This window comes from Kitasatospora sp. NPDC127035, from assembly GCF_042726075.1.
Lineage (GTDB): Bacteria > Actinomycetota > Actinomycetes > Streptomycetales > Streptomycetaceae > Kitasatospora.
On the sequence record NZ_JBHXDN010000102.1, the window covers coordinates 1 to 25,109 of the forward strand.

The window sequence follows — 25,109 nt, forward strand, 5'->3', positions numbered from 1 at the left end:
AATACGAGAAATCAAATTCCGCACAATTCCTCCTGCTTCGATTGGAATACAACGTCTGGACGCCTTGCACCTGGGCGGTGGCCGAGATCTCGGCAATGGCGGCCACAGTCAGCGTCGTGCTCTTCGTGCGGGCTATCGCCCGGCTGATCGAGACCCAGAGCTGTTCGAGACGGTGCCACTGTCACTCGCCCCACTCCCAGCCGATCCGCCCACAGGAGCGGTCGGCCACGGGCCGGCAGCAATTGCCGCTCCAGCCCGGATCCACATCAGCGGCACTCGCCGGCACAGCCCCCCGCGCCCCAGCCACCGCAGCACCAGCGAACATGCCGACAATGGCCTTCCTCATCATCGAATCCCCCTCCTGCACCGACCCCGATCAGGTCGACTACAGAGGACCCTAGGCGCCAAAAGACAGAACACGGGCAAGACTTGAGGAAAAGTTGAGGTAGTCACGACAAGTAATAGGCGGGTCTCCACTCGGAATCGGGCTGTGCACATAGTGCGCGCCGTCTTCGACACCGCCAAGGCCCCGGGCGTGAAACTCATCAGGCCCCGGATCCTGAACCCACCGGCAGGAGTGCCAAACTCCTGGCAGCAGGTCAGCAGCCTGCGGCAGGGACAGCGGGTCAGGTCCGACGCCACCAGGAACTGGTCCGCTTCTCCTCGATGGCCGCAGCTTCAGCGGCGGCCGCGGCAGCCAGCGAAAAGGCCGTCATCGTCCCAGGTGTCGGCCTGCTCCTGCTCGGCCCACCGCTCATCCGAGAACTTCGCCCGGCAGCGGGTGCAGACCGGGCGGTGCCGCTGCCGCTGCCCCTCACGGGCCTGCCGGACGGCCGCCTGCTGCCGCTCCGGCAGCTGGGCGCCGGGCGACAGGCCGAGCTCCGCGGCCTGGTCGTCGGTCAGCTCGACCCGGACCCGGGAGTGCGGGGCGACCAGGACTCCGGCGACCATGTGCTCGCCGTCCGGCTCCGGGAGGTCGGTGACGGCCGGCTCGAACTCGGCGCCGGCGCGGATCCAGCGGCTCCGGTGCAGCAGCACGCTGTCCGGGTCGGTGGTGTCCGGCGGGTACCGGTCGTACGGAAGTCGGGCCGGGACGCGCACCAGGCAGGTCTCCCCGACCCGCACCTACGCCGCCCGCACCAAAATCGCCTCCTTGCCCGCTCTTCTTCCAGTCTGCGCCTGTCCCACCCTGTCCAGCTCCGGCCGCAGAGCGCCGCTGCCTGGGGAAATGGGATGGGCCTGTTCTAGGGCCGCCCCAGGTCGGGGTATGACGGGCCGGATGGGACCGTGCCGGGGCGTCCCGGCCTGGTCCCAGGCCGGTGGCGGCGTGGCGCCCGCCGGTGATGGCCCGGATGTGCGTCTCGGGTCCGGCGGGCGCTGACGGCAGCGTAGCGGGCGCGGCCAGGCCACGAGCGAGCCGAGCAGGCCGCGGCCGCGCGTGAGGAACGCGAGCACGCCGTTCGCGAGGCACTCGCCGTGGCCGCCGACGCGGGGGAAGCGGCGGCCGCGTGAGTGCGCGAGCTCGCCGCCCGCCAGAGCGATGAGGGCCATGCCCTGGTGCTGGGCCAGGCGGCCGACGCGATCCTCCAGGCCAGCGCCCACGAGGTCATCCCCGGCGGCGAAGGCCAACTCGTCGAGGAACTGCGCTACCACCTGGCGGCCGACGTCATGCTCGGCGCCACCCGCACCGGCACCCTGCCCGAGCTCCGTGCCGGCGAGCGGCTCGCCCTGGTCGTCGGCTGCGTGCTCGGCGACCTGGAGCGCGAGCTGCCCATCCTCGCCGACGAGCTGAACGCCGCCATCACCACCGGACGCGCCGCGGTCGCAGAGATGACGGCCTGACCGACACCGCTGCCGGCACGGGCTCGCGCCGCTCCTCACCGAGACGTGTCCCAGGGCGGGGGCCGGCTCCAGCCAGGGACGGGGCCCACTCGACCGCGAGCAACCGTGCCCGGTCAGCTCATCGGCCCTGGCGTGCGTGTCGGAGGCGGGCTCGGAGAGCGGGAGATATGGACGATCCCACTGAAGGTGATGGCGGCAACCTCTGGAGCGTGCGGTCCGGAGGGGTGACAATACGCACCATGGTCGCGGAGATCGTTGAGGGTTGCGCGGTTCATCGGCTGGGCGCCGGCGCGCCGGTGCTGTGCGTGCCGGGCTTCGCCGATTCGGCCGAGTCGTGGTTGCCGCTGGCCGAGGCGCTGGAGGCCCGGCACTGCGTGGCCGTGCTGGACCTTCCTGGGTTCGGTGCGGCTCCTGCGCTGGAGGCGGGGGTGACCCTGGAGGACTTCGCGGGGAGGATCGCCGCGGTAGTCCGGCGCTGTTGGTCCGGCCCCGTCACCCTGGTCGGACACTCTCTGGGGTCGGTCCTGGCCGTGAGGGCCGCCCGCAAACTCAACGGGCGATGCGCGGCTGTCGTGTCCATCGAGGGAAACCTGACCTCGCAGGACGGGTACTTCTCCGGACAGGCGACACGGCACGAGGTTCCGGGCGCGTTCAAGGACGACTTCTCGGGGCAGGTGCGCAAGCTTGTCGAGGATGGCCGGGCGCCGGCCAGTTACGCCCGCTCGGTAGCCGTGGCCGACCCGTACAGCATGTGGGCCCTCGGCCGTGACGCGGCCCGGCGCGGCGCGGCCGACGGCTTCGGCCAGGAGTTCGCGGCTGTGCGTTGTCCGGCCGACTACCTGTGGTCGCGGACCACGACCCCGCCCGCCACCCGGGAGTATCTGGCCAAGAACCGCCTGACGCACCACCGACTGACGATCGAGCATCACTGGCCGTGGACGATCGGTCCCGACACCGTCGCCGATCTCGTGCACGCCGCAGCCACGCCGAGCTGATCCGAGACCCCCGGAGGTCTCACGCCTCCCGAGCCAACGGACCGATTCAATCCGGCTCGACCGCGTAGACCTCGATCTCGACCTTCATCCGCGGGTCGAGAAGTCGCGACACCTCCACGAGAGTGGCCGCCGGGCGTACCTCGGCGAACGCCTCATGGTGGGCTCTGGCCACCAGTTCCGCGTCCGTCATGTCGGTGACGTAGGTCACCGTGCGGACCACCGCGGCCATGCTCGCACCGGCCTCACCCAACGCGGCCTCGATGATCGCGAGCGCGGCCCTCGCCTGCTCGTAGGCGTCCGCCCCGTCCAGGTGCGGCGGCTGGGCGGTCGTGCCGGAGACATGCACCTGGCCGCCGACCCTCACCGCGCGGCTGTAACCGTAGACGCCCTCGAACGGACCCCCCGAAGACACGATCTTCCTCATCCGATCGTCGTTGCGCCCCATCGTCACACCCCTTCGTCGACCAACTTGATCGGCACCGGGACCACGGGTACCGGCACCCCGTCAGGCTGCGGCCGTCACACCTCTCGACCAGCCACCGCCGGCCCAGGACGGCGACGACCACCGTCGTCGAACCCTACGCCCGCCGAGGCACCCCGAACTGGCCGAGGGAGCGTGAAGACCGTCCAGCGGGGGAACCACCCTCACCGCCACACCGCCCGAGCCCCGCCAGCGAGCGGCGAGCCCTGGTCGCCGTGTGACGGCCTGACCGACATCGCCGCCGGCACGGGCTCGCACCGCTCCTCACCGAGGGGTGCAGCACGGCCACGCGGCAGGTGTTCTGGAGCAAGCCGGTCCCGGGCACCGACCTGGTCGCGCTCCAGGCCCAGCACAGCAACAGCTGGGTGGCCGTCCAGGGCGGGTGGTGGGCGGCGCACGCCGTCCAGATGCAGTTCCAGGCCGACCTGTTCACGCTGCACAAGGTCTGGTAGCCGGAACGGGACGGGGGAGGTCCTCCCGGCGCCGGGCAGCGGCCGGGAGGACCTCCGGACGGGTCAGAGCACCCGCCGCTCCTCGGGGACGACCGCCGAGGGGGTGCCGCCGGTCAGCTTCAGCAGGTCGTCGTACGTCATCGGGACGACGGTGTGCGGGTGGCCCGCGGCGGCCCACAGCACCGCGACAGCCGCCAGCGCCCTGCCGCCGGTCAACCGGCGGGCGCTCACCGGACGACGCCCTGGGGATGGGGACCGAGGTCGGCCTCGGCCAACGCCTGCTCGGCCGACGCCGACCTGGCGCTGTTCACCTATATCGCGTCTAGTAATTACGATCCTTTAACTCCGGAACTCAATACCTTGCCGCCTCGACAAATGAATTCGCCGAGATGGCAAGGAGATTTAGCATTAACGCGAGATCCAGAAATCAATGCCCGATAAGTATCTTCAGGCCTCGAAGCACCCGCAGCCTTTAGGCCATCAAGGCCGAGGCTGGGCTCAGGACGACAGGGCCTCACCCCAGCAGCCGCCGGCCCGATTGGCGCCGCCCACGTAGAGAAGTGGTCCATCGCAAGGGGAGGGGCGTACCATACGGCCCGCCCCTCCCAACTTACCCCCTCCTGAAACCTATTGGCCTCCCTCAGAAATCTAATTTCGTCGTAGCGGTCTGAAGTGTCCAAGCCGAGACCTTCACGTCAGGCCGAAATCAGATCACCCGACCAGACCACCGGTTCAAGGCCAAAGTCGACCAATACATTCTATCGATCGGGCTGCCATGCGACGCACTCGGGTCGCCGCCCTCCCGAGGTAAAGAAGTCTCGCAGAGCCTGACGGACAAGTGGAATCGGAATCTCGGAGTGATCGGCAAATGAAGTCATGTGACCCACCATGTGATAAGCCGGCTGGATGCGAGTCTCGGGGGATCCAACAGATGTCACGTTACCGTTCTCATCCGCATATGAGACAAGTCCCACTCCGAGGTCCGCGTTAACACAGACCGCAAAGAAATGATCAGGGAATCCCGAAGGCATCAATTCCCGGTCAAGGGAGTATACCTCAGCCATGGTGCAGTAGATATCACCACCTGCAAGCAAGTCGTCAACGACTGCATCCAGTCCGTCAATTGTCGTGACGATCAACGAATTCGCTCCGTGTCCGGACCTGTAGCGCACTTCGACACCTTTTGTCATTGCCACATCTCATTCTTTGCCCCATACGCCTTTTCGACCCACCCTTCGACAGGGTCCGGCCAATATACCAGCAATGACTTTTCACCGAGGAGGTAATCCAGAACCGCATCACATCCTAGGCGAGAATCCTTGCAAGGCCCTCCCGGGTGGTTGATTACAATCTCAGCCTTCGTCATTTGCTACCTGTGCATGATCGCGACAAACTTCTGCTCCACATCGCCACTCCGAGTAGACTTGGAAGCTCCCAGTGTGAGACCACCATCCTTAAGCTTCTCGTTGACCAAATCAATCAGACTGGCATCGTCCTTCCCATTGCCACTGACAAGGTCATACCCCTTTTCCGCCCCCTTGTCGCCTCGCGCGAATCCTGCGGTCTCACGTCCTGCCCATTCTGGGATGGTTCGCTTCGAACCTTCAACAACAGTATCCAGGCAGGTTTCATTATGAACAAGCACAGCCGTTTCACCGGCGAAGACATAATATGTGTGGAGATCTCGAACCGTAAGATTGTACGCACCCTGAGCGCGGGTAAGTCGCTGAATTCCATTGATCTTCGCGGTGGAACCAGTGGAAGTACTTAGCTGGTCACCCACCTCAAGGTCGACAGCGTCAACCCACGCATGCTGATTCTCAGACCAGAACGGGTGGTGGTCAGTAGTGACCAGACTGCCGCTGCCACTATCACCCATTATGCTCAGGCTGGTGAAGTTTCGGTCGTCAGGAGTGTAAATTTCACGCTCGACCGCCTTGGCGGCGATCTCACCGGTGTTCGGGTTGGTGGCCAGAACGGTGTCGCCGACGTTGACCGCCTCGATGGGTTTCCGACTTCCGTCGCCCATCAGGACGCCGGTGCCGACCGGGAAACTGTTCTTCTTGCCGAACGGACAGGCTCCGGAGACCGTGGCTTAGACCTTCTCCAGGAAGGCGATGACCTTCTTGCCGATCGGTCCGGCGGTCCGTACCGCAGCGATTTCGGAGTTCAGCGCGAGACTGTTGACGCGTTCCCGTTCGTCCTGCTCAAGGGCTTGGCGACGGTCATTTCTGACGTAGTCGAGGATGGCATGGTCCGAACCGGACAGGGCGCCGACCGCAGCCTCCCTCGTCCACGGGCCACCCGCGATCTGCATGGACAGCAGCACAAGCTTGCGGCCGTCGGTGACGACTGCCGCGGTAGACGTGCCAGGCTGAGCCACTGCCGCCGCGAGGCGATTGGCCTCGTCCTGAAGAGTACGCAGCGTCTGGACGGCCTCGCCGGCCGAGGCGGACGACCGTGTTCGGCTCGTTCAGATCCTCAGCACCGTCCCGCTTGGCCTTCTCTGCCTTCGGCTGCGGGGTGAGCCGCTTCGCTCCGGGCCGGTCGTGTTTGCGGCCGACGTTCAGGTGGCCGCCAGGACGTCGTGAACCAGCTGGTCCATGCATTGCCGGTGTCGGGGCGTGGATCCGTCCTGCGCGATACCGGAATGCAACGGCAGGAAAGATGGTCAACTACAGCAGTCGAATTTGAGCCAGACAGCCAAAGCGTCGGGATTGTCACCATATCGACCCGAATTGGCATTCATTTGGCACTAGTGTCAAATTTTGCGGTTTCATCAGAAGCTAGATATTCGATAAATTCAAGACGGTGGCCCCATGTAACAGATTGTGCAAGACTCTTCCCACGCAACGAACATGACTATCCGTCAGGGGAGAGCATGCGAAACGCGAAACGGGTCATCGGAACCACCTTGGCGGGTTTGCTCCTGGTCGGCACAGGAGCCTCCCAGGCCGTGGCCGGCGGAAATATCGGATACAACTGCTCAAGGACAAGCCTCTCCAACGGGGAGCTGACCACGTGCATTTACTCCGAGAGCTACAACCAGCCTGACGGCTCCTCCCACTGGAGGCTCGTCGACACCTACAAGAAGAACCACGGCGGCGCCATCACGGCGAAGTTCGGGTTCAACTACCACGGCTACTCGTACGAGAACGGCTGGTTCAACCAGTCCGCCGGCGAGACGAAGGACAGCTGGTTCTACGGCCTCGGGTTCAACGACTGCGGCAGCATCGTCGGATGGTTGGCCGCCCAGGGGCAGAGCACGTTCGCGAACGCGCCCGTCACCATCTGCTACTCCCTCGCCTCCACGATGGGCCCGGGCGCCCAAGAGCCCGGGCCCATCACCATGTCACCCACCGGAGCACCATCAGCATGATCCGCGCTGTCCTCAACAACGAGACCGGGCTGCTCTGGGCCCTCCTCGCCGCACTGATCGCCTCGGCAGCCCTGGCCTCGGCCGTCGCCCGAAGGCGTTCCGCCCCGCTTCTCCTGTCCATGCTCGCCGGAGCCTCGACCGCCGTCGTGCTCACCGCCACCCTCTACCCCATCCACCCTGGTGCTCCGGCCCCACTCCTGTGCACCGTTCAGCGTGACCTGCTCAGCGCGATGTCGAGCACCCAGGGGCTGATGAACATCGCCCTCTTCGTGCCCGCCGGGTTCTTCACGGCCCTCCTCGTCCGGCGGCCGGTCAGCACGGGCGTTGCGCTCACCCTGCTCTCCGCAGCCGTCGAGGCGCTCCAGGCCGTCACCCCCGGGGGCGGTCGCAGTTGCGACACCGCCGACCTGTGGAACAACGTCCTCGGAGCAGCGGTCGGCTGTGGCCTCGCCTACCTCTGGAGCCTCAGGACCAGCGACAAACGGCTTGTCACGTCCAGGAACGAGATCGCACGCGGATCGATGGTTCTCGCGGGCGGAGTCGCGGTTCTCGCGATCGCAGTCGTACCGTTTGTCACCGTCATCTCCGCCGACGTCACGGAAAGCACTCTTGCCGGACCGGCGCAGCGGGACGCGGCCATCAAGGCGTTCCAGGACTTCTTCGGACCCGAGGCCAAGACCAAGTCCATCCAGTACGTCGCCGGCACCTTCGGCCAGCCGGGCACCATCAGCGCCACGGGGGAAACGGGAAGTCTGACCCTGGCCTGGCCGGGCGGTGAACCGACCACTGGACTCGTCGGGCCTGTTCCCGACCAGGCTCCGGGTGAACTCACCGACGCTGCGGCGGTCGCCTCGGCCACTCGATTCGCACAGCTCCACTTTCCCTGGGCTCTCACCGGCAGCTACACCCGCACGGACGCGCAGCCCAATGCCGGTGGAGCCAAGACTGTCCAGTGGCGTTCCCGCGTCGACGGCGTCCTCATGCCGATGCGCCTGGACATGCTCGTCACTGGAAGCGGGCAGGTCAGCTCGTTCTCCGCGCGCCATGTCGAAGCTCCTGTGCTCCCGAAGGCGACCGTCACCGAGCAGACCGCGCGCAGCACTGCGACCGCCGCGTACCCAGGGGCTGTCATCACCAGCGCAGAACTTCTCGCCCAGACCGATCAGAGCGGCGTCTGGCACCCACGCTGGATGATCAGCATGATAACGCCCGAAGGCAAGCAGAAGGCCATGCTCCTCGTCGTCACCATCGACGCCAACACCGGTGCTACCGTCCCGGGAAATTCCGTCGGCGGACTGCTGAACCCCGCCGGCCAACCACGCTAGGACTTCTGGCAGACCGAGGCGACCCTCCCTCCAACCGGCCGGCGTCAAAGAGGTGACCCCAGGCGAGGCCGTCACCCACCTGCGCCGCACCGGCACCGTCCCCCTCACACCCGCCCCCTGGCATGGAGCCCAGCTGCGCCTCCACGTGACTGTCACGTGGCGACCTTCAGCACGCCCAGGCCCTGGAGGATGCTGTGGCGCAGCGGGCCAGCGCGGTGCGGACGCGAGCCGCATGGTGCGGCGCGGTAGCGACGCGCACCGGCCGTGCGGTGCGGCGCGCGGGTGCGGTGCGCGGCCGCGCGCGGATGCGGGCTCGCTCGGCCTGCCGCTTGTCCAGGGGAAACGCGCCGCGCTGGTCGGCGTGGCCAACAAGCGCGGCCGGGTGCGCGCGGGCCCCGCGCAGCCTGTCCATAGGCGTAACGGCTCGCGGTGCAGGCACGGGCCGCGCGGTGCGGTGCGGTAGCGGCGCGACTACCGCACCGGGCTTCGCGGTGCGGTGCGGAAGCCCGCGCGGTGCGGTGCGGAACCGTCCCCACGGTGCGGTGCGCGCGGCCGCCCCGGGGCCGACCCGGTCTACCAGCGGGTGAGGTGTTCCCCCAGGGCCCGGCGCAGCAGGGCGAGGGCGGCGTCGGTGTCGGGGCAGAGAAGGGGTTCGCCGCTGGCGGCGTCGGCGACGATACTGCTGTCGACCAGGGCGGTCCAGGTGCCGCGCTGAACGTCGTACTCCTCGATCCAGCCGACCGGGCGGCCGGCTCGCTGGAGTTCCTGGACGCCCGGGTGGTCGGGCCAGGTGAGGTGGACCAGGCCGTTGGCGAGCGCGGAGCGGTCGGGGTCGCCGAGACCGCGGGCGGAAGGCACGGTCCAGCCGGTCGGGCGCTTGAGGGCCAGGTGCGGCACGCCCGGCATCGCGCGCTCGGCACGGACCCGGGCGGCATGCGCGCGCTGGATGGCGTCCAGGGCGTCGCCGACGGTGCGGTGGGTGCGGGTCCCGCTGGCGGGGTCGGTGAGGACCACGGCGGTCTGCTCGCCCTGGTGCTCGACGGCGATGTGCCCCGCCTGTCCCCAGGGGCCGTCCGGCAGCGGAGCGGTCCAGCCGACCGGCCGACCCCGGTGGAACAGCTGGTGGACGTCCTCGGCCCGCAGGTCGTCCCAGGAGGCCACCAGCCAGTCCTCACCGAACGTCACGCTCAGGTCGTCCAGGCGGTCCGGCTCGCCGAACCGCACGGTCGGGATCGTGCAGGCGGCGCGGCGCAGCGTCTCGAAGTCCTCGGCCCGCTGGAGGGCCGTGGCCGCGGGTGCCGGCACTCGCGCGGGCGCCCTCGATTCGGCTCGGTCCGAAACAGCGGGTGCCGTCGGCCTTGCCGGGTCGGGCGTCTTTTCGGAACGGTCCGAAACAGCCGACCCGGCCGGAGGCGTGGCCGGGGCAGGAATTTCGGACCGGTCCGAAACAGGCCTCTCGGCCAGGACCCTGGGGTCGACCCGGGCCAGGACATCCGGGCGCATCAGCATCTCCTCGGCCCGGCGCAGCACGCGCTGGGGCTCGGTCAGGTCGGGCCAGCGGACCTCGTCCCGCGCGTCTTCCGCAGCCTCCACCGCCCGGACGCTCAGCGACCCGTGCAGGCGGTGGAACTCCTCGTACGCAGCCACCGGATCCTCGTCGACCGCGTCCAGGAACGCGCGGGCGGCGTCCACGGCCGCCTCCGCGCACCGCAGCACCTCCGCCCGCGCGCCCTCGCCGGACCGGACAGCGTCGACCTTCAGCTTGTCCCGGGCCGCCTTCGACTTGCACGCCTTCGAGCAGTAGACCGGCCGGCGCCCGCGCCTGCCGGGCTCCGGCGCCGGCACCGACTTCCCGCACCCCACCCGCAGGCACACCTCGCCCGAAGCCACGTCGAACAGCACGTCAGAGGTGCCGGAATTTCGGACCGATCCGTATTTCATGCCCGGATCGTAGCCCTGGCGATCACCCAGGTCACAGCCCATTTCGGACCGGTCCGAAACTCCCGGCCGCCGGGGCGGCCATCAAGAAATCCGGATTGCGGACCGGGGCGAAACTCGCCGCCGCTGCACCCGGTGCAGCAGCCCGCGCAGCGCTGCGCCGGGTGCTGCACGGAGGAGCAGCGGTGCGGCACCCGGACGTGCTGCTGCGCCTGGTGCTGCACGTTGTCCCGCTGCCCGGAGCGGCGGTGCAGCACGTTGTCCCGTCACCGGCCGTAGCCGCCCACCCCCTTGTCCTACTACCCGCCGCCCCCTTGTCCGGGGTTGTCCCGCGCAACGGCCCGGTTGTCCCTGCGCATGCGCAACCCGCTGCGCAACGGCGCCTTGCGCATGCGCAACGGCTTGGTCGCCACCATGCGCATGCGCATCCGCCGGACCCGGCCCGGTGCGCAACCGGCCCGGCCAGCTACCCGGCGAAGGCCTGCGGCGGCCGCAGCTGCGATCCCCGCCGCACCGCCCCCACCTGCTGATTCGCACCCGTCCCGCAGGGTCCGCACCCGCCCTTGCGCATCACGAGCCAGGCGGTTGCGATACGCAACGCAAGTCGCACCCGGCCCCGGCCGTTGCGCAGCCGGCGGTTGCGCGGGCCGTCGCAGTCGCAGCGCCCGACGGTTCAGCACGCGCTGCTGCTGCACCGCCGCAAGCAGCAGCAGGGTGTAGCAAGGGCCGCCTTGCTACACCCGTGACCGCCCGCCGGACCGGACGGTTGCACCGGTATGACGACTTCTCCGCTGTCCTGGCCGCCGCTGCCCTCCCCGTCCGGCCGCGCCCAGGACGATCCCGCGTCCGAGCCCGACGACCAGGCGCTCGACCCCGGCCGGCTGGCCGCACTCCACCGGGGCCGTGACGCGGGGGAGGCGGCGGCCGCGTGGGTACGCGAGCTGGCCGCCCGGCAGGGCGAGGAGGAGCACCACCCGGCGTTGGAGCGCGCGGCCGAGGCAATCACCCTGGCGAGCAACCGCGAGGTCGTCCCCGGCAGCGACGGCCTGCTGTCCGAGGAGCTGCGGTACACCCTGGCGGCGGACGTGCTGCTCGGTGCCTCGCACACCATCGGCACGCTGCCCGAGCTCGGCGGCGGCGAGCGGCTCGCCCTGGTCGCGGTGTGCGCGCTGGCCGCGGCCTTGCCGTCCTGCGTGCTCGGCGACCTGGAGCGCGAGCTCACCCTGCTCGCCGACGAGCTGGACGCCGCCACCGCCTCCGGCCGCGCGGCCGCAGGCACCGGTTTGGCCGGGTGAGCACCACCACGCGCCGGGCGCTCGGGCCCGGCGCCGCCCGGGTGCTGGCCGACACCGTCCGGGCGCCCCGTACTCCGCCGCCGTGGTCGCAGGCCGCTGTCGACACCGCGCTGCACACGGTGCTGGACGGCTTCGAGCGGACCCCGCGCCCTGGCGGGAGGCCTTCGAGGACCTGGACGAGGACGCCCTCGCCGAGACCGCCGCCGAGGCCCGTACCTCCGGCACCGATCCGGCCCGCGCCGTCGACGAGCCGGTGCGCGGCCTGCTCGGGCAGCTGGCCGACTGGCAGGCCGCGATCGGCGAGCTCGGCCGAGCACTCACTGCGGCCGCGCAGGACAGGCCGCTGCCGGACTGGGCCGCCGACGCCGGCCGCACCCAGGACGTCCGCTGGCGCCGGGCCCGCACCGCGCTGCTGGAGGCCGTCGCCCGCCACCACCACGGCACCGTGCCCACCGAGCCCTCCGCCGACCGGCCGTGGTGATCAGCACCGGCCTCCGCGCGGGAGAATGAGCCGGGTGACCAGCACTCAGCAGCCGCGCGGCATCAACTCCCTGATCCCCACCCGCACCCAGACCACGCCCGGCGAACAGGCCGCCGCCCAGCTCCTCCACCTCCGGTCGGCGACCGTCCCCGTGCCGGTCCTCGCCGCGGCCGCCGCACTCATCGCCGGCCACCTGGAGGACCCGGACCCGGCCACCCGCGAAGCCGCCGAAGCCGTCCACGCCCACCTGCTCGCCGCCATCGAGGACGCCGCACCGAGCCGGTAGCCGACCGCCCGGACCAGATGTCCCAGCACTGTCCCAGCCCGGGCGCGAAAACGCTCCTACCAGGGAAATGGCTTGGGACCGTCCTAGCGAAACGACCGAAACCGGACACGCTGAGACGGGGGTGGGACATGCCTGGGACAGACCTGTCCCAGCCCGGCGAACCGAGCGCCGTGCCACGAAACTTCCCTTGTCACAGGGGGTGTACTCCGGCGGGCCGGTGCGCCACGATGACGCGATGGACGACACCCAGGCGATGGTCGACTTCCTGCGCGCCAAGTACCGCCGCAGCATCCAAACGAGCGAGGACCTCCAGAGCGCGGTGGTCGACGGCCGCATCCCGGCGCTGGACGGCGACCGCTGAAAGCACGCCGGCTTCACCCTGCAGTCGATGCACGAGGCACGGTCGATGCTGGAACTGTTCGAGCACACCATCGTGGCCCACCTCGGCACAGCCGGCCCCATGGGCGCCATCGCCGACCAGCAGCTGCGCATCCTCGCCCGACCGTTCCTGTAGCCCGGCCGACCCCTGCGGTTCCCCCCAGCCAGCCGCGGGAACGATCCAGGCATGGACGGGCACCACCAGGAGCAGGCCGGCCCGGTCGACGAAGCGCGGGCCCGGGAACTCACCGAGCAGCTGCGCACGGCGATCGAGGACGCCCGCACCGCCGTCCTGGTCCTGGCCCGCCGGGTGCGCGCCGCCCACCGGGCCCGGGTATGGACCGCACTCGGGCACCCCAGCTGGGGCGCGTACACACTCGAGGAGTTCGGGATCGGCCGCTCGACGGCGTACCGGCTGCTCGACCTGGCGGCCGCCGCCGAAGCCATCGAGGGCACCGTGCAGCGGGAGCTCGGGGCGTCCCACGCGTGGGACAGCGCCGCCCTGGTCCTGCCCGTACGCGCGGTCGTCGACCTCAAGGCCGAATCGCCGAACTCACCGACCTGATCGCCGAACGCCTCGCCGACGCCCAGCAGGAAGCCAGTGGCACCGTGCTGGAGGCCGCTGCGGTCGGCGAGATCGTCGCCCAGGCCGTCACCGACATACGCGCCCGCCCCGACGTCCCCGCCGCCGAGCTGGAGATGGGCCCGGCCCCGGACGGCATCACCACCGAGGCCTGGCGCCGCCATGTCTCCGCCGGCCGCGACGCGGTCACCCAGCACCGCCAAGGCCAGCACGAGCTCGGTCTGCTCGCCCTTGGGGTCGTCCCGGCCTACATCGGCGACCGCCAGGCCGAAGACGCCGGTCTCGCCCGCCTCGCGAACGACATCGGCATCACCACCGACGAACTGCTCGCCTGCCGCCGCTACGCCATCTCCGGCGACCCGCGCGCGATGGACAGCTGGTAGAACCGCAGGCCAGACGGGGGGTCTTATAGATTCGCGACCAGCTTCGAGGCGGCTCGGCCGTGGTCCGATCCATGAACCTGCCCAGGTCAGAGCCGTGCGGCACGAATGGAGCGGGTCAGATCTGCCGGCCCGGGTCAGAGAACGTCAGGCCGCCGGCGGCAAGCGGGCGCCGAGCCGGAGCAGGTGCGGCCACGGGCTCGCCGGGTGGCTGGCGGAAGTCGGCTCCCTGCTCGACCGGCAGCTGCCGTCGCCCGCCGGAGGGAGCGGAGGTGGACGCGGCGGAGGGCTCGGAGAAGGCAGGCAGGGAGAGGGCACGACGGTCAGTCATGATCCACAGTCTGGCAGCCCGCGGCCGTGCCCAGGGGCTGAACGGCCATCAGCGGCGGTAGCGCTCCGGTCCTTCATTCTCTCCGGGACGGTGCTCCTGATCACCCTCTCCGCCGCCGCTCTGGGCGAACGCCCCGGCCGCCGGGAACTCCTCGCCATCGGCGTCATCCTGCTCGCCCTGCTCGCGGTCGTCGGCTCCCTCTGCGGCGGGGAGGCCGGCGGCGACCGGGTGGGGCGACGGCGCCCGTCCTACCCCTGCTCGGCGTCTGCCTCCCCTGCCTCGCCCTCGGGCTCTTGCTCTTCCTCGCCTCGCTGCGCCGCGCCGGCCGCCGGCACCGCCGCCGCAGCTCCGGCGTGCCGTACGAGGTCGCCCTCGGGCTGCTATACGGGGTGAGCTCGCTCGCCGTCAAGGGCACCTCGGCCGCGCTCGCCGACCGGCCGCGCGCTGTCCAAGACCGCGCTCCAGCGCTGCCGGGCCTCCGTGATCGTGCCCGTCACGACGACCGTGTCCAGCGTCTTCACCGTCGTCGCGGGCACCGTCGTCTTCGGCGAAACACCTGCCCGCCGAACCGCTCCGACTGGCGCTGCGCCTCGGCGGCACCGCGCTCGCCGCGGCCGTCCTGCTCTCCCTGCCGCGCCACGATGCGCCCGCACGACCCTCTCGCCCTCGACGACCACCGCCACCGGGGGCTGCCCGACAGGATCGAGGCGCACCTGCCCCGCACCGACTGAACCCAGAACCGGCGTCCTCCCGTGAGCCGGTCAGGACGCGACCGCCGCCGTGCCGTTCCCCGCGATCCACTGCGCGGGCTGTGTGCCCTTCTCTCGGTGCCGGGTACTTGAGTTGAATGGGCATCAGTTCCTGTGGGGTGCTGGGCCCCGCAGGCCGACAGAGGGGTCGAGGTGCTGGTGGAGGCTCTGAGTGCACTGGCGGGGGCGGGCGGTGCCGGGATCGTCCAGGCCGCCGGTACGGACATGTGGCAGGGCGTGCGGGAACGGGTGGCCCGGCTGCTCGGCCGCGGGACGCCCGACGGGGAACGGGCGGTGCTCGAACGTCTCGACCGGACCGGTCGGGCGCTGGAAGCGGCGTCCCCCGAGGAACGGGCCACGGTGGCGGACCGGCAGGAGGCCTCCTGGCAGACCCGGCTGGAGGACTTCCTCGAAGGTCTGGACGCGACCGACCAGGCTGCGGCCGTCGCGCAGTTGCACGCCCTGCTGGAGGCGCTCGGGGCCGCCGCCGCGCCCGCCGCGGCGGTGCACGCCGACCACAGTGGGGTGACGGCGGGCGGTGACATCGCCAACCAGGGTGGGGTGATCGGCCGGGACTTCGACGGCCCGGTGACGATCGGGGCGACCGACCGCCCTACTGGGCCGGGAGCGGACCCGCGCTGACCGCTCCCGGTGACACCGCCGGACCCAACGGGCCGAGCGCCGGGATCGGCACCCGGCGCGACCTCGTCAACACGGGCGGCGTGGTGGCCGGCAGCGTTCGCGACATCCACATGCACGGCGGCGGTACCGCGCCCGCCGTGCACCGGCCCGCTCGTCTGGGAGCCGTCTTCAAGGCCCCGCCCAGGTACCCGTCATTCACCGGCCGACGGGACGTCCTGGAGCAACTGAGCCGGCGGCTGGGCACAGGCTTCACCGCCGTCCTGCCGAGCTCGCAAAGCCTGTACGGCCTCGGCGGCATCGGCAAGACCCAGATCGCACTGGAGTACGCCCACTGCTTCAGGGCCGAGTACGACCTCGTCTGGTGGATCGACGCCGAGCAGTCCGACGCGATCGCCGCCAGCCTCGCCGACCTGGCCCGCGAACTCGGCCTGCCGGTCGGCGAGGAGGTCGGACAGGCCGCGGACGCCGCCCTCGCCGCCCTTCGCCGGGGCGAACCGGCCTCCCGGTGGCTGCTGGTCTTCGACAACGCCGACGCACCCGCCGACCTCCTCCCCTACCTGCCGAGCGGTGCCGGGCACGTCCTGGTCACCTCGCGGAACCCGGACTGGAGCCGGGTGGCCGAGACGCTGCCGATCGCCGTGTTCTCCCGCCGGGAGAGCGTCGAGCACCTGTGCCGCCGGGTCGGCGGCCTGACCGGAGCGGACGCGGACGCGGTGGCCGAGGCGGTCGGCGATCTGCCGCTGGCCGTCGAGGTGGCCGCCGGCTGGCTGTCCGCCACAGGCATCCCGGTCGAGTCGTACCTCACCCAACTCCGCGGGGCGACCGCCCGGGCCCTGTCGACCGGCCACCCGGTGGACTACCCCGCCTCCGTCGCCGCGACCTGGAGCGTGTCGATCACCCAACTGCGGCAGCAGTCGCCGGCGGCCGCGCGGCTGCTGCAGCTGTGCGCACTGATGGCCCCCGAACCCATCGCGGTGCGCCTGCTCTACAGCGAGCCGATGGTACGTGCGCTGGCCCGCCACGACCCCGGCGCGGACGGCCCGTTTGCGGTGGCGGAGGCCATCCGGGCCATCGGCCGCTACTCGCTCGCCCGGGTGGACACCACCCGCCGAACCGTCCAACTGCACCGGTTGGTCCAGGCTGTGATCCGCTCCACCCTGACCGACGACGAGCGACACACGGCCGCGCACGACGTCCACCTCGTCCTGGCTGGCGCACGCCCCGCCGCAGGCGGGATCGACGACCCCGCCAACTGGCCGGCCTTCATCGAGATCTGGCCGCACCTGAGTGCCTGCAGCACCAGGGAGTGCGACGCACCGGAAGCCCGACAACTGCTCATCGACCGGGTGCGCTACCTGTGGAAGCGCGGAGCCCTCACCGACGCCGACACCCTGAGTGCCGCCCTCGTACCGCTCTGGACGCAACGCCTGGGCCCCGACGGCCCGGAGACCCTGCTCCTGCTCTTCCAGCGGGCCAACATCCTCCGCTCGATGGGCCACTACCGCGATGCGCTGGCCCTCGACGAGACCGTGCTCGAACGCCGGCGCACAGCCTTCGGGCCGTACCACCCGACCACCCTGGCCTCCGCCGGATCGGTGGCCGCCGACCACCGGGTGCTCGGCGCGTTCCGAACCGCCCTCGACCTCGACCTCGACACCTACCGCCACCTGCGCGACACCGTGGGCCCCGACGACCCGCGGGCCCTGTCGATGGCCCACAACCTGGCGATCGACCACCGCCTGGCCGGCGACAGCAGGGCCGCCCGAGACCTGGACCGGGACACCCTGCGCCGACGCACCGAGATCCTCGGCCCGCGCCACCCCTACACCCTGAGCACCAAGTACTGCCTGGCCCGGGACCTCCGTGACCTCGGCGACCACCAGGGCTCGCTCGACCTGCTCACCGAGGCCACCGCCGACCTCGCGGAGGTGCCCTGGCCCCACCTGCCGGAGCACCTGCGCACCGCGGCGTCGACCGGCGTCGCCCTGCGCCGGGTCGGACGTCCGGGCGAGGCGCTGGCCCTGGCCCTGGCCACCTACCAGCGCTACCTGGAACGCTTCGCGGAGGACGATCCCGAGACCCTCGTCTGCGCGCTCGCGCTCGCCGCCGCCCACAGCGCCCTCGGAGACCACGGCTCCGCCGGCCCGCTCACCGCGGAGGTACTCGACCGCTACCAGCACCGACTCGGCGACACCCACCCCTTCACCCTCGCCTGCGCGGCCAACCGAGCCATGTACCTGCGCGCCGAGGGTGATCCGGCGGGCGCGGTCGAGCAGGGCGAGCCCGTCCTCGCCGCCCTCGGCAGAGCCCTCGGCGACCGCCATCCGCTGACGGCCAAAGCACGGCTCAACCTCGCCAACGCCTACGGCGAAACCGGCCGCCATGGCGACGCCCTGCTCCTGCACCGACGGGCCCTCGGCGACCTGACCGAGCTGTACGGCCCGAACCATCCCGACACGCTGACCAGCGCCGCCAACCTCGCGGCGGCCCTTCGTGTCCTCGGCCGGACCGCCGAGGCGACCACCCTGCACACCCGGGCGCTGGCGGCCCTCGCCGACCTGCTCGGCCACGACCATCCGCACACCTGCGCCGTCCTCCGGTGGGAGGCCGTCGACCAGGACCTCGAACCCCAACCGTTCTGACCGTACGGCCGACACCGTGTGGAACGGGAACGGCGCGGGCGGGGCGGGATCGCGCCCCGCCCGCGCCGGGGAGTCGGCGTGCTCGCCCTGGAGGTCGTGCGGCCTACGTCGCCGACCGCCGGGGCGAGGACGTCCTCGCCCCCGTCGAATCGCGGCTCACCGCCTTCACCCGAAAGCGGTAGGCGTCGGCGGCCTGGCCGCTGACGTGCTCACCGTCGGTGAGCTTCTGCTCGTCCTCGGCCAGGCCCTCCATGTGGAACAGCCAGTCCTCGAAGGCGAATTCTTCAGGGAAGCCTGTGGCGCCGGCTGGACTGGGTGGGCACCCGGCCAGGGGAACGGGAGCGGCTGGCATCTCAACACACTGACTTGACAGACATCCCATGAGCTGGCGTGTCAAACAGCGAGTGCGTGGGCCCGGCGGGACCAGTCGGTTGCCCCGTCGGAGGGCTGCCGTCGCTCAGGCCGAACGGATGCCCTAGCCTCGGCAGGTGACGCTCTACTTCGACCCCCTGACCATCCTCGGCAATGACCGCGAGGCCTTTCGGGGCCGTTGGGAAGACCGACTGTGGCTCAACGTCCCCGGGCCCTTCTACGGTGGGGAGACCGACACCTGCTGGACGGGGCGGCTTTCAGCACCCGCCCACGTTCTCTACGGAGGCAAGTACCTCACCGAGTACGTGTATCGCCAGCCCAGATCGCCTGCGGACACCGCCCAGCTGGTCGAAGCGGCAGACAACGACCCATTCCTCGGGTACGGCTGTGACGGCGACTCGCGATGGACACCGGAGACCGTCCGGGAGTGGTGGCACAACCGCGGCCAGGTTGTGCAGTACCTGTCCGACCAGCGGAGCACATGGGAAGAGAGCGATGCCGCGGCGGGCCAGGACGTAGCCGCTGCCGTCCGCGACTTCGAGTCCTACATCGCCGGAGACCTGGCATCTGATCTACGGATCTATCTCTACTGGCTGGAGGAGCGACAGTCCCCCGCGCCCGATGACCGGCTGCCCGAGCTGTAGCCAAGCGCACTTCGCGGCAACACCGTTACCGACCCAAGAGGAACGGCCTCACCCATGGGCTGGAGTGTCAAACGGCGAGTGCGTGGGCTCGATCCGACCAGGCGGTCGCCTCGTCGTACAGGGTGCCGGTTTTGAGACAGCCGTGCAGGATGCCGACGAGCCGGTTGGCGAGTTGGCGCAGGGCGGCGTTGAATTCGATGCCGCGGGCCCGTTGCTTCTCGTAGTAGGCCCTGGCACCGGCGGAGACCCGCAGTGCGGAGAAGGCCTGGGCGATCAAGGCGTCGATGAGCCGGTCGTTGCGGACGTACCGGGCGGTCACGACCTTCTTCCTCCCGGAGGCGCGGGTGGTCGGGCTGGTGCCGGCGTAGTTCTTGCGGGCCTTGGCGCTGGCGTAGCGGTGGGGGTCGTCGCCGAATTCTGCGAGGACCCGAGCGCTGAGCATCGCGCCCAGTCCGGGCTGGGACCGGATGATCTCGGCGTTCGGATGCTGGCCGAAGAAGTCCTCGACCTGCTCGTGCAGGAACTTGACCTGGTCGTTCAAGGTGACCAGCATCGCGATGAGTGCGCGTACGGAGACGGCGTAGGCCGCCGTCACAGCGGTGGGCTGGCCCAGGTGCTTGGCGCGCAGCACGGCCTGGATCTTGGTGACCTTGTCGGGGACGCCGCGTCGCCGGGCGCGCTTGAGGGCCGCGGATATCTGCGTGGTCGTCAGCTTCGCCGCAGCCACTGGATCAGGTGCCTTGGCCAGTAGTTCCAGGGTGTCGGGGGCATCCAGGTCGTCGAACGCCAGCAGAGCGGCGGGGAAGTAGTCGAGCAGGGCGTGCCGCAGCCGCTGCGTGGTGCGGGTGCGTTCCCAGATCAGGGTCTTATGAGCCCGCGTCACGACCTTGACCGCTTCGGCGTCGGCGGTGTCCCCGGAGATCGGGCGGAGCTGGTGGGAATCGGTGCGCACCATGTCGGCGAGCATGTGCGCGTCGGCCCCGTCGCTCTTGGCCCCCGACACCGCCAGGCGTTCCCGGTACCGGGATGCCTGCAGTGGATTGACCGCGTACACCGTGTAGCCGGCGGCGATCAGCGCCTGCACCCATGGGCCTCGATCGGTCTCGATGCCGATCACGACCTCGGCCCTGCTGTCCTCGCCGAGCTCCGCACCGATCATCGTGTGCAATCGCTCGATGCCAGCGACGCCCTCCGGCAGCCGAGCCTTGGACAGCCGGCGACCTGTGGCGTCCATCAGCTCGATGTCGTGGTGGTCTTGGGCCCAGTCGTCCCCAACGAACAGCAACTCGTCCTCCGTCATCGACCTCGATCGGCAGCAGCCCGCAGGAGAACCATCAGCGACCTAATAGGGCTGTGCTCACGCCGCGATCGGGCGGGCACGACATCCCATCAGCGATTTCGCTCCTGGCCGACCGGCAGGGGCACGATCTGTCAACAGGACTCGAAGTCCAGGGAACAAAGAGTGCTCACCTGCCGGCGGCTACCGGGCACCGAGTCTGCCGGATGGAGCCTCGGTGGGTCCTATTAGGGAACCTTCGTGCAGGCGGTAGACGACGCTGATGCGGTCTCCGGTGTCGGAGGCCGGGTCGGTGCGGGCGGTGTAGTCGTCGACCTCGGGGTCGGTGCCGCCGGGCACAGGGATACCGAGCCGCGGGTGGACGGCGAGGCGCTCGACGAGCTTCTCGACCGCGCTCAGCTCGCCGGGCCGCAGCCCGGCAAGGGCCCGTTCGGCGGCGTCGGACAGGAACACGTGCAACGGGGCCGGCGGTTCGGGCCGGTCGGTCACCGGGCGCCGCCGGCGGCGCGCGCCCGGGCGAAGGCGTCGGCGGCCGGGGTCCACTGCTGGCCGCCGATCGGCGCGGCCAGCGACGCCATCGCGTGCTCGTCGGTGCGCAGGACCAGGCGGTGGCGGTAGGTGGCGATCACCTCGGCGACTGCGGCGAGGTCACCGATCGGGGAGGAGTCGAGCGCGGCGGCCAGGGCCCGCTTGAAGGCCTCGCGGTCACCGGGCAGGCCGTAGCGGGAGAGCGCGGTTCGTAGCTCGTGCAGTGTGGTCGGCCTTGCTGGGGCAGGGCTGTCGTGGTCGGGTTGGGTGGTCACGTGGGCCTCCTCGGTGGTGTGGTCGCCGGGACGGCGGGCTGCATGGTCGACGGTAGCGGTCGGCGGGCGTGTGGCGGAGCCATCCGGGTCACGCGGCCCCGGTGAGGGTCAACAGCGGCCGAGGGGAGCATGGGGAACCGGCCCCGCTCTGCTCCGTTCCGCACGGGTGGCTGCGAGAGCAGTGTGGTGGCGCGCACCTGGACGAGGCCGACGGCACCCGTCGGATCCGGGTCGGGTCAGCGCGATCACCCAACGTGCCGTCCCCGAGTTGCGCGAGCAGCCGGATGCGCAGGCCGCTGAGTTCTCCCCGCATGCGCGGGGAGGACTCGGGTTCAACGAGATCACGGAGGCTATCCGCCGGCTGACCCCCGCCTGCGCGGGGGTCTGCCGTTTCGGGACCTTGGCCTTTCTGCCTCGGATGCGTCCTCCCCGCAGGCGCGGGGGTCTGCCGCTCCCCGCGACCTGCCGTCCTCCCCGCGCCTGCGGGGGTGATCCCACGGGCTTGTAGTTCAGCCAGCTCCAACTGTCCTGCTCCCCGCGCCTGCGGGGGTCAGCCGCACCTGCGTCGATCCACCCGCCCACCGTCTGGGTCCTCCCCGCGCGACCGGGGGTGGCCGTTCCTGTTTTCCGTTGAGCGGAGTCACGGGACCCTCACGAGCGCGTGGCTGTGAACGTAGATGCGCGGTGCTACGCGTCCCTCTACGCTGGCCGGCCATGGGCTACGACTTGCATATCACGCGGCGGGAGAACTGGTGGGACAGAGAGGGGGAGCACATCAGGGCGGTGGAGTGGGACGCGGCGGTCACCGCCGATCCCTGCCTCGTGGCGGTTCCGTTGCCGGAAGGCTGCCAGGAGAGGGTCGCTGAGACCGTCCTGTGGAGGAATGGGAAGCCATACGGCGAGGCGTTGTGGTGGAGGGCCGGGCGGGTTGTGGCCAAGCACCCGAGCGATGCGCTGGTCGTGACTATGTGTCGGTTGGCGAAGGCGTTGGAGGCCCGGGTCCAGGGCGACGACGGTGAGTACTACGACATGTGACGTGTGCGTCGCCCGTTCATCCCCGCACCTGCGGGGGGTAGCCGTCGATGCAGCGGCCTGGTAGGTGGCGAAACAGTCCTCCCGAGACTGCGGGGGTCAGCCCCAGCACCGTCCGCCGGCTCGCCAGCAATCGTTGGTGTACTGACTCACGTGCCCTGGCAGGTACAAGTTGACGTGTTCAGGCATTGGGTACCGGCTCAGCCTTGAATTGGAGGGCTCACGGCGGGCCTGGGTGTCGGTGGTGTCGGGTTGGATGAGCACGTGACTGTCTATGACGTAGCCCGCCAGCTCCCCAGCATCGCCGACCTGCGGGACAAGTGCCGTTCGCTGGCGATGCTCGATGCGATCCTGAGCCCGGACTGGGAGGGCCGGTACTACTCCTTCAACACCGGTTGGGCCGGCGGTGAGGAGATGGCGTCGATGCGTAACGGGTCGGGAGACGAGTACTCGATCGTGTTCTCGGCGGCTGGGGCCTATGTGCGGGGCTTCGATCACGAATCGCCGATGAGCCCCTTCGGCAACGATGGCGAGGCCTGGCCGGGAGTGATCGATGAGGTCCCGAGCTCTTCAGACCCTTCGTCGAGGAGCCGGCGTTCACCGACGAGGACGACGTGCCGGTCGTGACGGCCTGCATGTGGCGGGGACCGGCGGACGAGCGGTGGCATCACGGGACGATCGACTTCCCCGAGGTGCTGTCGATCCTGACGGGGCGACGAGCCTGTTCGGCCTCCTGGTCGACCGTTCTCCGGAAGCGTTCCAGCGTTTCGCCGAGGACTACTACGAGGTCTCCATCGACCTGGGGGCGGTGAGTCAGGTTCATGCCTTGCGGCCGCTGAGCCAGGAACTCGTATCGTTGCTGAACCCTGAGGTCAGCTTGGCGGACCTGGCCCAGGACATCTCCGAGATCGGCTATCCGCAGCTGGACCACGAGTCGGCCTGAACGCTGTCGAACTTCGGATGAGATGCTCGGCGTGCCGGAGCAGGAGTCCGCGTAGTGCCGTGAAGTGATGGATCCGGCCTGGACGGGAGAGTTTGGCCCAGGTGCTGCTGCGCTGGTCGAGCCACCTCCGCCGCGAGCCCGGGATGTTAGGAACTGGTTCCAACAAACGTGTCCCTGTCACTCGGCAGGCCAACAATCGTTTCAGCACGGGATCTGTTGTCCAGGGTCTGACTGAGCACAACAGCTGGCCACTCGCTCGGCGATGACGGTACTCGCCCCGAAGGCAGTCGTCCGGATTTGTCGGGCCTGCCCCGTAGGCTCGGCCCATGACTGGTCAGACCTGGGTTGGCGTTCGGGAGCGCGTGCGCGCGCTGGGAGTGAGTCCGGCCGGCCGGTGCCGGCGTGTTCGGATCTCGGGGGCACCGGTTCGCCTTGGACGAACCGCTGACCTCGGCCGAGGTGGCTGACCTCGAAGCCCAGATAGGTGTTGTCCTGCCCGAGGAGTACCGCGAGTTCCTCCTCCAGGTCGGAGCCGGCGGCGCCGGTCCGGCGTATGGCGTCTTCCCCGTCCGGCGGATCCATGGCCGCTGGCGTTGGGAGGGAGACGGCGCCGACCTCGCGGACCTGTCCAGGCTGGGCGAGCCCTTCCCCCGGCAGGGCCCGGACCCGGAGCACGCAAGGGCGCTCTGGGAAGAACGGCCGGAGGAGGAGGACTTCGAGGAGATAGAAGACTTCGACGACGCCATCGAGTCCTGGGACGAGCGATGGGAATCCGTGATGTTCTCACCGGACCGCACGGTCGGCGCCGTCGTGATCTCGCACCTGGGCTGCGCCGCCCGCCAGTGGCTGATCATCAACGGTCACGAGCAGGGGCGGATCTGGTCCGACAACCGGGCGGACGACGAGGACCTCACTCCACTGCTGGACGAGCGCGGCGAGCCGACGACGTTTGCTCGGTGGTATCTGACGTGGCTCGATGAGAGTGAACGGCAACAGCAGCAGGGCAGCCCTTCATAGCGTTTGTCAGCCGAACGATCGGCAGCCTCCAGATGCCGCGCGAGGCCGGCCCTGCTCGGCGCTACAGCACGGTGAGAGTGATCACCCATAGGCACGGAACGGGCGGGTCGGGCAGGATCACGTCCGGGCGATCAGGTCGGGCAGCACAATCTGTCTGATGCTGTCGTCGAGGTCGTCGCCGTCGCTGGCCGGCCAGAACCACGGATCGGTCATGGCCCGTTCCAGCCCGTCCTGGAGCTGCTTGACCTGGTCGTCGGTCAGGACGGTGCGCACCAGGACGGCAGCCTCGGCGGACAGCCGGGCCCGGTAGGGGTGGGCGGTCACCGGGGGAAGAGCTGTCCTCCCCGCGCAGGCGGGGGTCAGCCGGAGTCCGTCCGATGAGCACCGCCCACGAGCAGGTCCTCCCCGCGCAGGCGGGGTCGGTTGAGACGGGGTGTGATGTCGTCGATGTCTGCCACGATGGACGCTGTTCCTTGACACCTCAACAAACCAGCCCGGAGTCTGCTTCAGGCCGGTCAAGAAGTGGCAAAGCCGCCAGAACGGTGCAGGTCACGAAGGGTCGTCCCCGCGCAGGCGGGGGTCAGCCGGTGGAGTAGACCAATCCGCCTGTCAAGAGGACGTCGTCCCCGCGCAGGCGGGGGTCAGCCGTCCTGCGCGCTGTCTCGGCGACGGGTGAATCGAGGTTCTGGATCAATTTCTGGATGCTGTTGGTGATCTTCACTGGCGGGAGTGGTGTTGTCGCCTTTCGGCTGATTGTGCCCGTGCCTGTCTGCTGTCCTGGCCTGGAGATCGGGCGGATCAGAGGGGTGGACTGCGGTGGCG

31 protein-coding genes and 1 pseudogene are annotated in these 25,109 nt (G+C 70.0%); 18 read left to right on the forward strand and 14 right to left on the reverse strand.

Features of this window, described 5'->3' with window-relative positions:
• Positions 1-678: 678 nt before the first annotated feature.
• The gene (locus ACFWIC_RS38495) at positions 679-1,101 is read right to left on the reverse strand and encodes a hypothetical protein (RefSeq protein WP_380521686.1); all 423 of its coding nucleotides are present in this window, start codon (positions 1,099-1,101) and stop codon (positions 679-681) included.
• 411 nt (positions 1,102-1,512) lie between these two features.
• Here ACFWIC_RS38495 and ACFWIC_RS38500 point away from each other — a divergent pair, with 411 nt between their 5' ends.
• Both ACFWIC_RS38500 and ACFWIC_RS38505 read left to right on the forward strand, forming a co-directional pair.
• On the forward strand, positions 1,513-1,842 hold the full coding sequence (locus ACFWIC_RS38500) for a hypothetical protein (RefSeq protein ID WP_380521688.1): 330 nt from the start codon (positions 1,513-1,515) through the stop codon (positions 1,840-1,842).
• Between the two features lie 239 nt (positions 1,843-2,081).
• A complete protein-coding gene (locus ACFWIC_RS38505; RefSeq protein ID WP_380521690.1) occupies positions 2,082-2,837 on the forward strand; it encodes an alpha/beta fold hydrolase in 756 nt (251 codons plus the stop codon).
• A 46-nt stretch (positions 2,838-2,883) separates the two neighbouring features.
• Here the strand turns inward: ACFWIC_RS38505 and ACFWIC_RS38510 are convergent, their stop codons facing one another.
• Complete coding sequence (locus ACFWIC_RS38510) at positions 2,884-3,249, reverse strand: Rid family hydrolase (RefSeq protein ID WP_380521692.1); 366 nt, start codon at positions 3,247-3,249, stop codon at positions 2,884-2,886.
• 365 nt (positions 3,250-3,614) lie between these two features.
• Here ACFWIC_RS38510 and ACFWIC_RS38515 point away from each other — a divergent pair, with 365 nt between their 5' ends.
• Entirely contained in the window at positions 3,615-3,770 is a 156-nt protein-coding gene (locus ACFWIC_RS38515; RefSeq protein WP_380521694.1) for a hypothetical protein, read from the forward strand.
• Between the two features lie 63 nt (positions 3,771-3,833).
• On the opposite strand, the gene ACFWIC_RS38520 is transcribed toward ACFWIC_RS38515, so the two are convergent.
• From ACFWIC_RS38520 to ACFWIC_RS38535, 4 genes are all read right to left on the reverse strand, one after another.
• A complete protein-coding gene (locus ACFWIC_RS38520) occupies positions 3,834-4,001 on the reverse strand; it encodes a hypothetical protein (protein ID WP_380521695.1) in 168 nt (55 codons plus the stop codon).
• Positions 4,002-4,528: 527 nt separating this feature from the next.
• On the reverse strand, positions 4,529-4,960 hold the full coding sequence (locus ACFWIC_RS38525; RefSeq protein ID WP_380521697.1) for an Imm1 family immunity protein: 432 nt from the start codon (positions 4,958-4,960) through the stop codon (positions 4,529-4,531).
• A 179-nt stretch (positions 4,961-5,139) separates the two neighbouring features.
• On the reverse strand, positions 5,140-5,799 hold the full coding sequence (locus tag ACFWIC_RS38530; protein ID WP_380521700.1) for a polymorphic toxin-type HINT domain-containing protein: 660 nt from the start codon (positions 5,797-5,799) through the stop codon (positions 5,140-5,142).
• A gap of 66 nt (positions 5,800-5,865) precedes the next feature.
• Positions 5,866-6,087, reverse strand: a complete 222-nt coding sequence (locus ACFWIC_RS38535) for an ALF repeat-containing protein (RefSeq protein ID WP_380521702.1) — start codon at positions 6,085-6,087, stop codon at positions 5,866-5,868.
• 597 nt (positions 6,088-6,684) lie between these two features.
• On the opposite strand from ACFWIC_RS38535, the gene ACFWIC_RS38540 reads away from it, so the two are divergent.
• A complete protein-coding gene (locus ACFWIC_RS38540; protein WP_380521704.1) occupies positions 6,685-7,149 on the forward strand; it encodes a hypothetical protein in 465 nt (154 codons plus the stop codon).
• Positions 7,146-8,474, forward strand: a complete 1,329-nt coding sequence (locus tag ACFWIC_RS38545; protein WP_380521706.1) for a VanZ family protein — start codon at positions 7,146-7,148, stop codon at positions 8,472-8,474. The genes ACFWIC_RS38540 and ACFWIC_RS38545 overlap by 4 nt, the downstream gene beginning before the upstream one ends.
• A 573-nt stretch (positions 8,475-9,047) precedes the next feature.
• Here ACFWIC_RS38545 and ACFWIC_RS38550 read toward each other — a convergent pair.
• Positions 9,048-10,415, reverse strand: coding sequence for a hypothetical protein (locus ACFWIC_RS38550; protein ID WP_380521708.1), 1,368 nt, complete (start codon positions 10,413-10,415; stop codon positions 9,048-9,050).
• A gap of 773 nt (positions 10,416-11,188) precedes the next feature.
• On the opposite strand from ACFWIC_RS38550, the gene ACFWIC_RS38555 reads away from it, so the two are divergent.
• The 7 genes from ACFWIC_RS38555 (at position 11,189) to ACFWIC_RS38585 (ending at position 13,818) form a co-directional block, all read left to right on the forward strand.
• Positions 11,189-11,707, forward strand: coding sequence for a hypothetical protein (locus ACFWIC_RS38555; RefSeq protein WP_380521710.1), 519 nt, complete (start codon positions 11,189-11,191; stop codon positions 11,705-11,707).
• A gap of 82 nt (positions 11,708-11,789) precedes the next feature.
• On the forward strand, positions 11,790-12,188 hold the full coding sequence (locus ACFWIC_RS38560) for a hypothetical protein (protein WP_380521711.1): 399 nt from the start codon (positions 11,790-11,792) through the stop codon (positions 12,186-12,188).
• Between the two features lie 34 nt (positions 12,189-12,222).
• Positions 12,223-12,474 (forward strand): hypothetical protein, encoded by a 252-nt coding sequence (locus ACFWIC_RS38565; RefSeq protein WP_380521713.1) that lies wholly within the window; start codon positions 12,223-12,225, stop codon positions 12,472-12,474.
• Positions 12,475-12,709: 235 nt separating this feature from the next.
• Positions 12,710-12,835: a hypothetical protein gene (locus ACFWIC_RS38570; protein ID WP_380521715.1), complete on the forward strand. Its 126-nt coding sequence runs from the start codon at positions 12,710-12,712 to the stop codon at positions 12,833-12,835.
• 27 nt (positions 12,836-12,862) lie between these two features.
• On the forward strand, positions 12,863-12,988 hold the full coding sequence (locus tag ACFWIC_RS38575) for a hypothetical protein (protein WP_380521717.1): 126 nt from the start codon (positions 12,863-12,865) through the stop codon (positions 12,986-12,988).
• Positions 12,989-13,039: 51 nt separating this feature from the next.
• Entirely contained in the window at positions 13,040-13,417 is a 378-nt protein-coding gene (locus ACFWIC_RS38580; RefSeq protein ID WP_380521719.1) for a hypothetical protein, read from the forward strand.
• 44 nt (positions 13,418-13,461) lie between these two features.
• Positions 13,462-13,818, forward strand: coding sequence for a hypothetical protein (locus ACFWIC_RS38585; RefSeq protein WP_380521721.1), 357 nt, complete (start codon positions 13,462-13,464; stop codon positions 13,816-13,818).
• Between the two features lie 115 nt (positions 13,819-13,933).
• On the opposite strand, the gene ACFWIC_RS38590 is transcribed toward ACFWIC_RS38585, so the two are convergent.
• Positions 13,934-14,146, reverse strand: coding sequence for a hypothetical protein (locus tag ACFWIC_RS38590; RefSeq protein ID WP_380521723.1), 213 nt, complete (start codon positions 14,144-14,146; stop codon positions 13,934-13,936).
• Between the two features lie 908 nt (positions 14,147-15,054).
• On the opposite strand from ACFWIC_RS38590, the gene ACFWIC_RS38595 reads away from it, so the two are divergent.
• Positions 15,055-15,537, forward strand: coding sequence for a hypothetical protein (locus tag ACFWIC_RS38595; protein ID WP_380521725.1), 483 nt, complete (start codon positions 15,055-15,057; stop codon positions 15,535-15,537).
• Positions 15,538-15,620: 83 nt separating this feature from the next.
• Positions 15,621-18,179, forward strand: a complete 2,559-nt coding sequence (gene fxsT / locus ACFWIC_RS38600; protein WP_380521727.1) for an FxSxx-COOH system tetratricopeptide repeat protein — start codon at positions 15,621-15,623, stop codon at positions 18,177-18,179.
• A 103-nt stretch (positions 18,180-18,282) separates the two neighbouring features.
• Here the strand turns inward: fxsT and ACFWIC_RS38605 are convergent, their stop codons facing one another.
• Positions 18,283-18,531 (reverse strand): hypothetical protein, encoded by a 249-nt coding sequence (locus tag ACFWIC_RS38605; protein WP_380521729.1) that lies wholly within the window; start codon positions 18,529-18,531, stop codon positions 18,283-18,285.
• Between the two features lie 136 nt (positions 18,532-18,667).
• Between ACFWIC_RS38605 and ACFWIC_RS38610 the strand changes: the two genes are divergently transcribed.
• Positions 18,668-19,195, forward strand: coding sequence for a ferredoxin (locus tag ACFWIC_RS38610; protein ID WP_380521730.1), 528 nt, complete (start codon positions 18,668-18,670; stop codon positions 19,193-19,195).
• Positions 19,196-19,262: 67 nt separating this feature from the next.
• Here the strand turns inward: ACFWIC_RS38610 and ACFWIC_RS38615 are convergent, their stop codons facing one another.
• The 3 genes from ACFWIC_RS38615 to ACFWIC_RS38625 all read right to left on the reverse strand — a co-directional run bounded on the left by ACFWIC_RS38615 (position 19,263) and on the right by ACFWIC_RS38625 (position 21,295).
• Positions 19,263-20,480 (reverse strand): IS110 family transposase, encoded by a 1,218-nt coding sequence (locus ACFWIC_RS38615; RefSeq protein WP_380521732.1) that lies wholly within the window; start codon positions 20,478-20,480, stop codon positions 19,263-19,265.
• Positions 20,481-20,675: 195 nt separating this feature from the next.
• Positions 20,676-20,981, reverse strand: a complete 306-nt coding sequence (locus tag ACFWIC_RS38620; protein WP_380521735.1) for a hypothetical protein — start codon at positions 20,979-20,981, stop codon at positions 20,676-20,678.
• Entirely contained in the window at positions 20,978-21,295 is a 318-nt protein-coding gene (locus tag ACFWIC_RS38625) for a hypothetical protein (protein ID WP_380521737.1), read from the reverse strand. The genes ACFWIC_RS38620 and ACFWIC_RS38625 overlap by 4 nt, the downstream gene beginning before the upstream one ends.
• Before the next feature lie 714 nt (positions 21,296-22,009).
• Here ACFWIC_RS38625 and ACFWIC_RS38630 point away from each other — a divergent pair.
• The 3 genes and pseudogenes from ACFWIC_RS38630 to ACFWIC_RS38640 all read left to right on the forward strand — a co-directional run bounded on the left by ACFWIC_RS38630 (position 22,010) and on the right by ACFWIC_RS38640 (position 24,287).
• The gene (locus tag ACFWIC_RS38630) at positions 22,010-22,330 is read left to right on the forward strand and encodes a hypothetical protein (RefSeq protein WP_380521739.1); all 321 of its coding nucleotides are present in this window, start codon (positions 22,010-22,012) and stop codon (positions 22,328-22,330) included.
• A 261-nt stretch (positions 22,331-22,591) separates the two neighbouring features.
• A pseudogene (locus ACFWIC_RS38635) lies at positions 22,592-23,270 on the forward strand (hypothetical protein).
• 432 nt (positions 23,271-23,702) lie between these two features.
• A complete protein-coding gene (locus ACFWIC_RS38640; protein WP_380521741.1) occupies positions 23,703-24,287 on the forward strand; it encodes an SMI1/KNR4 family protein in 585 nt (194 codons plus the stop codon).
• Between the two features lie 117 nt (positions 24,288-24,404).
• Here ACFWIC_RS38640 and ACFWIC_RS38645 read toward each other — a convergent pair whose 3' ends face one another.
• Positions 24,405-24,611: a hypothetical protein gene (locus ACFWIC_RS38645; protein WP_380521743.1), complete on the reverse strand. Its 207-nt coding sequence runs from the start codon at positions 24,609-24,611 to the stop codon at positions 24,405-24,407.
• Positions 24,612-24,867: 256 nt separating this feature from the next.
• Positions 24,868-25,109 (reverse strand): hypothetical protein (locus ACFWIC_RS38650; protein WP_380521744.1); only part of this gene is annotated, 242 nt, incomplete at its 5' end.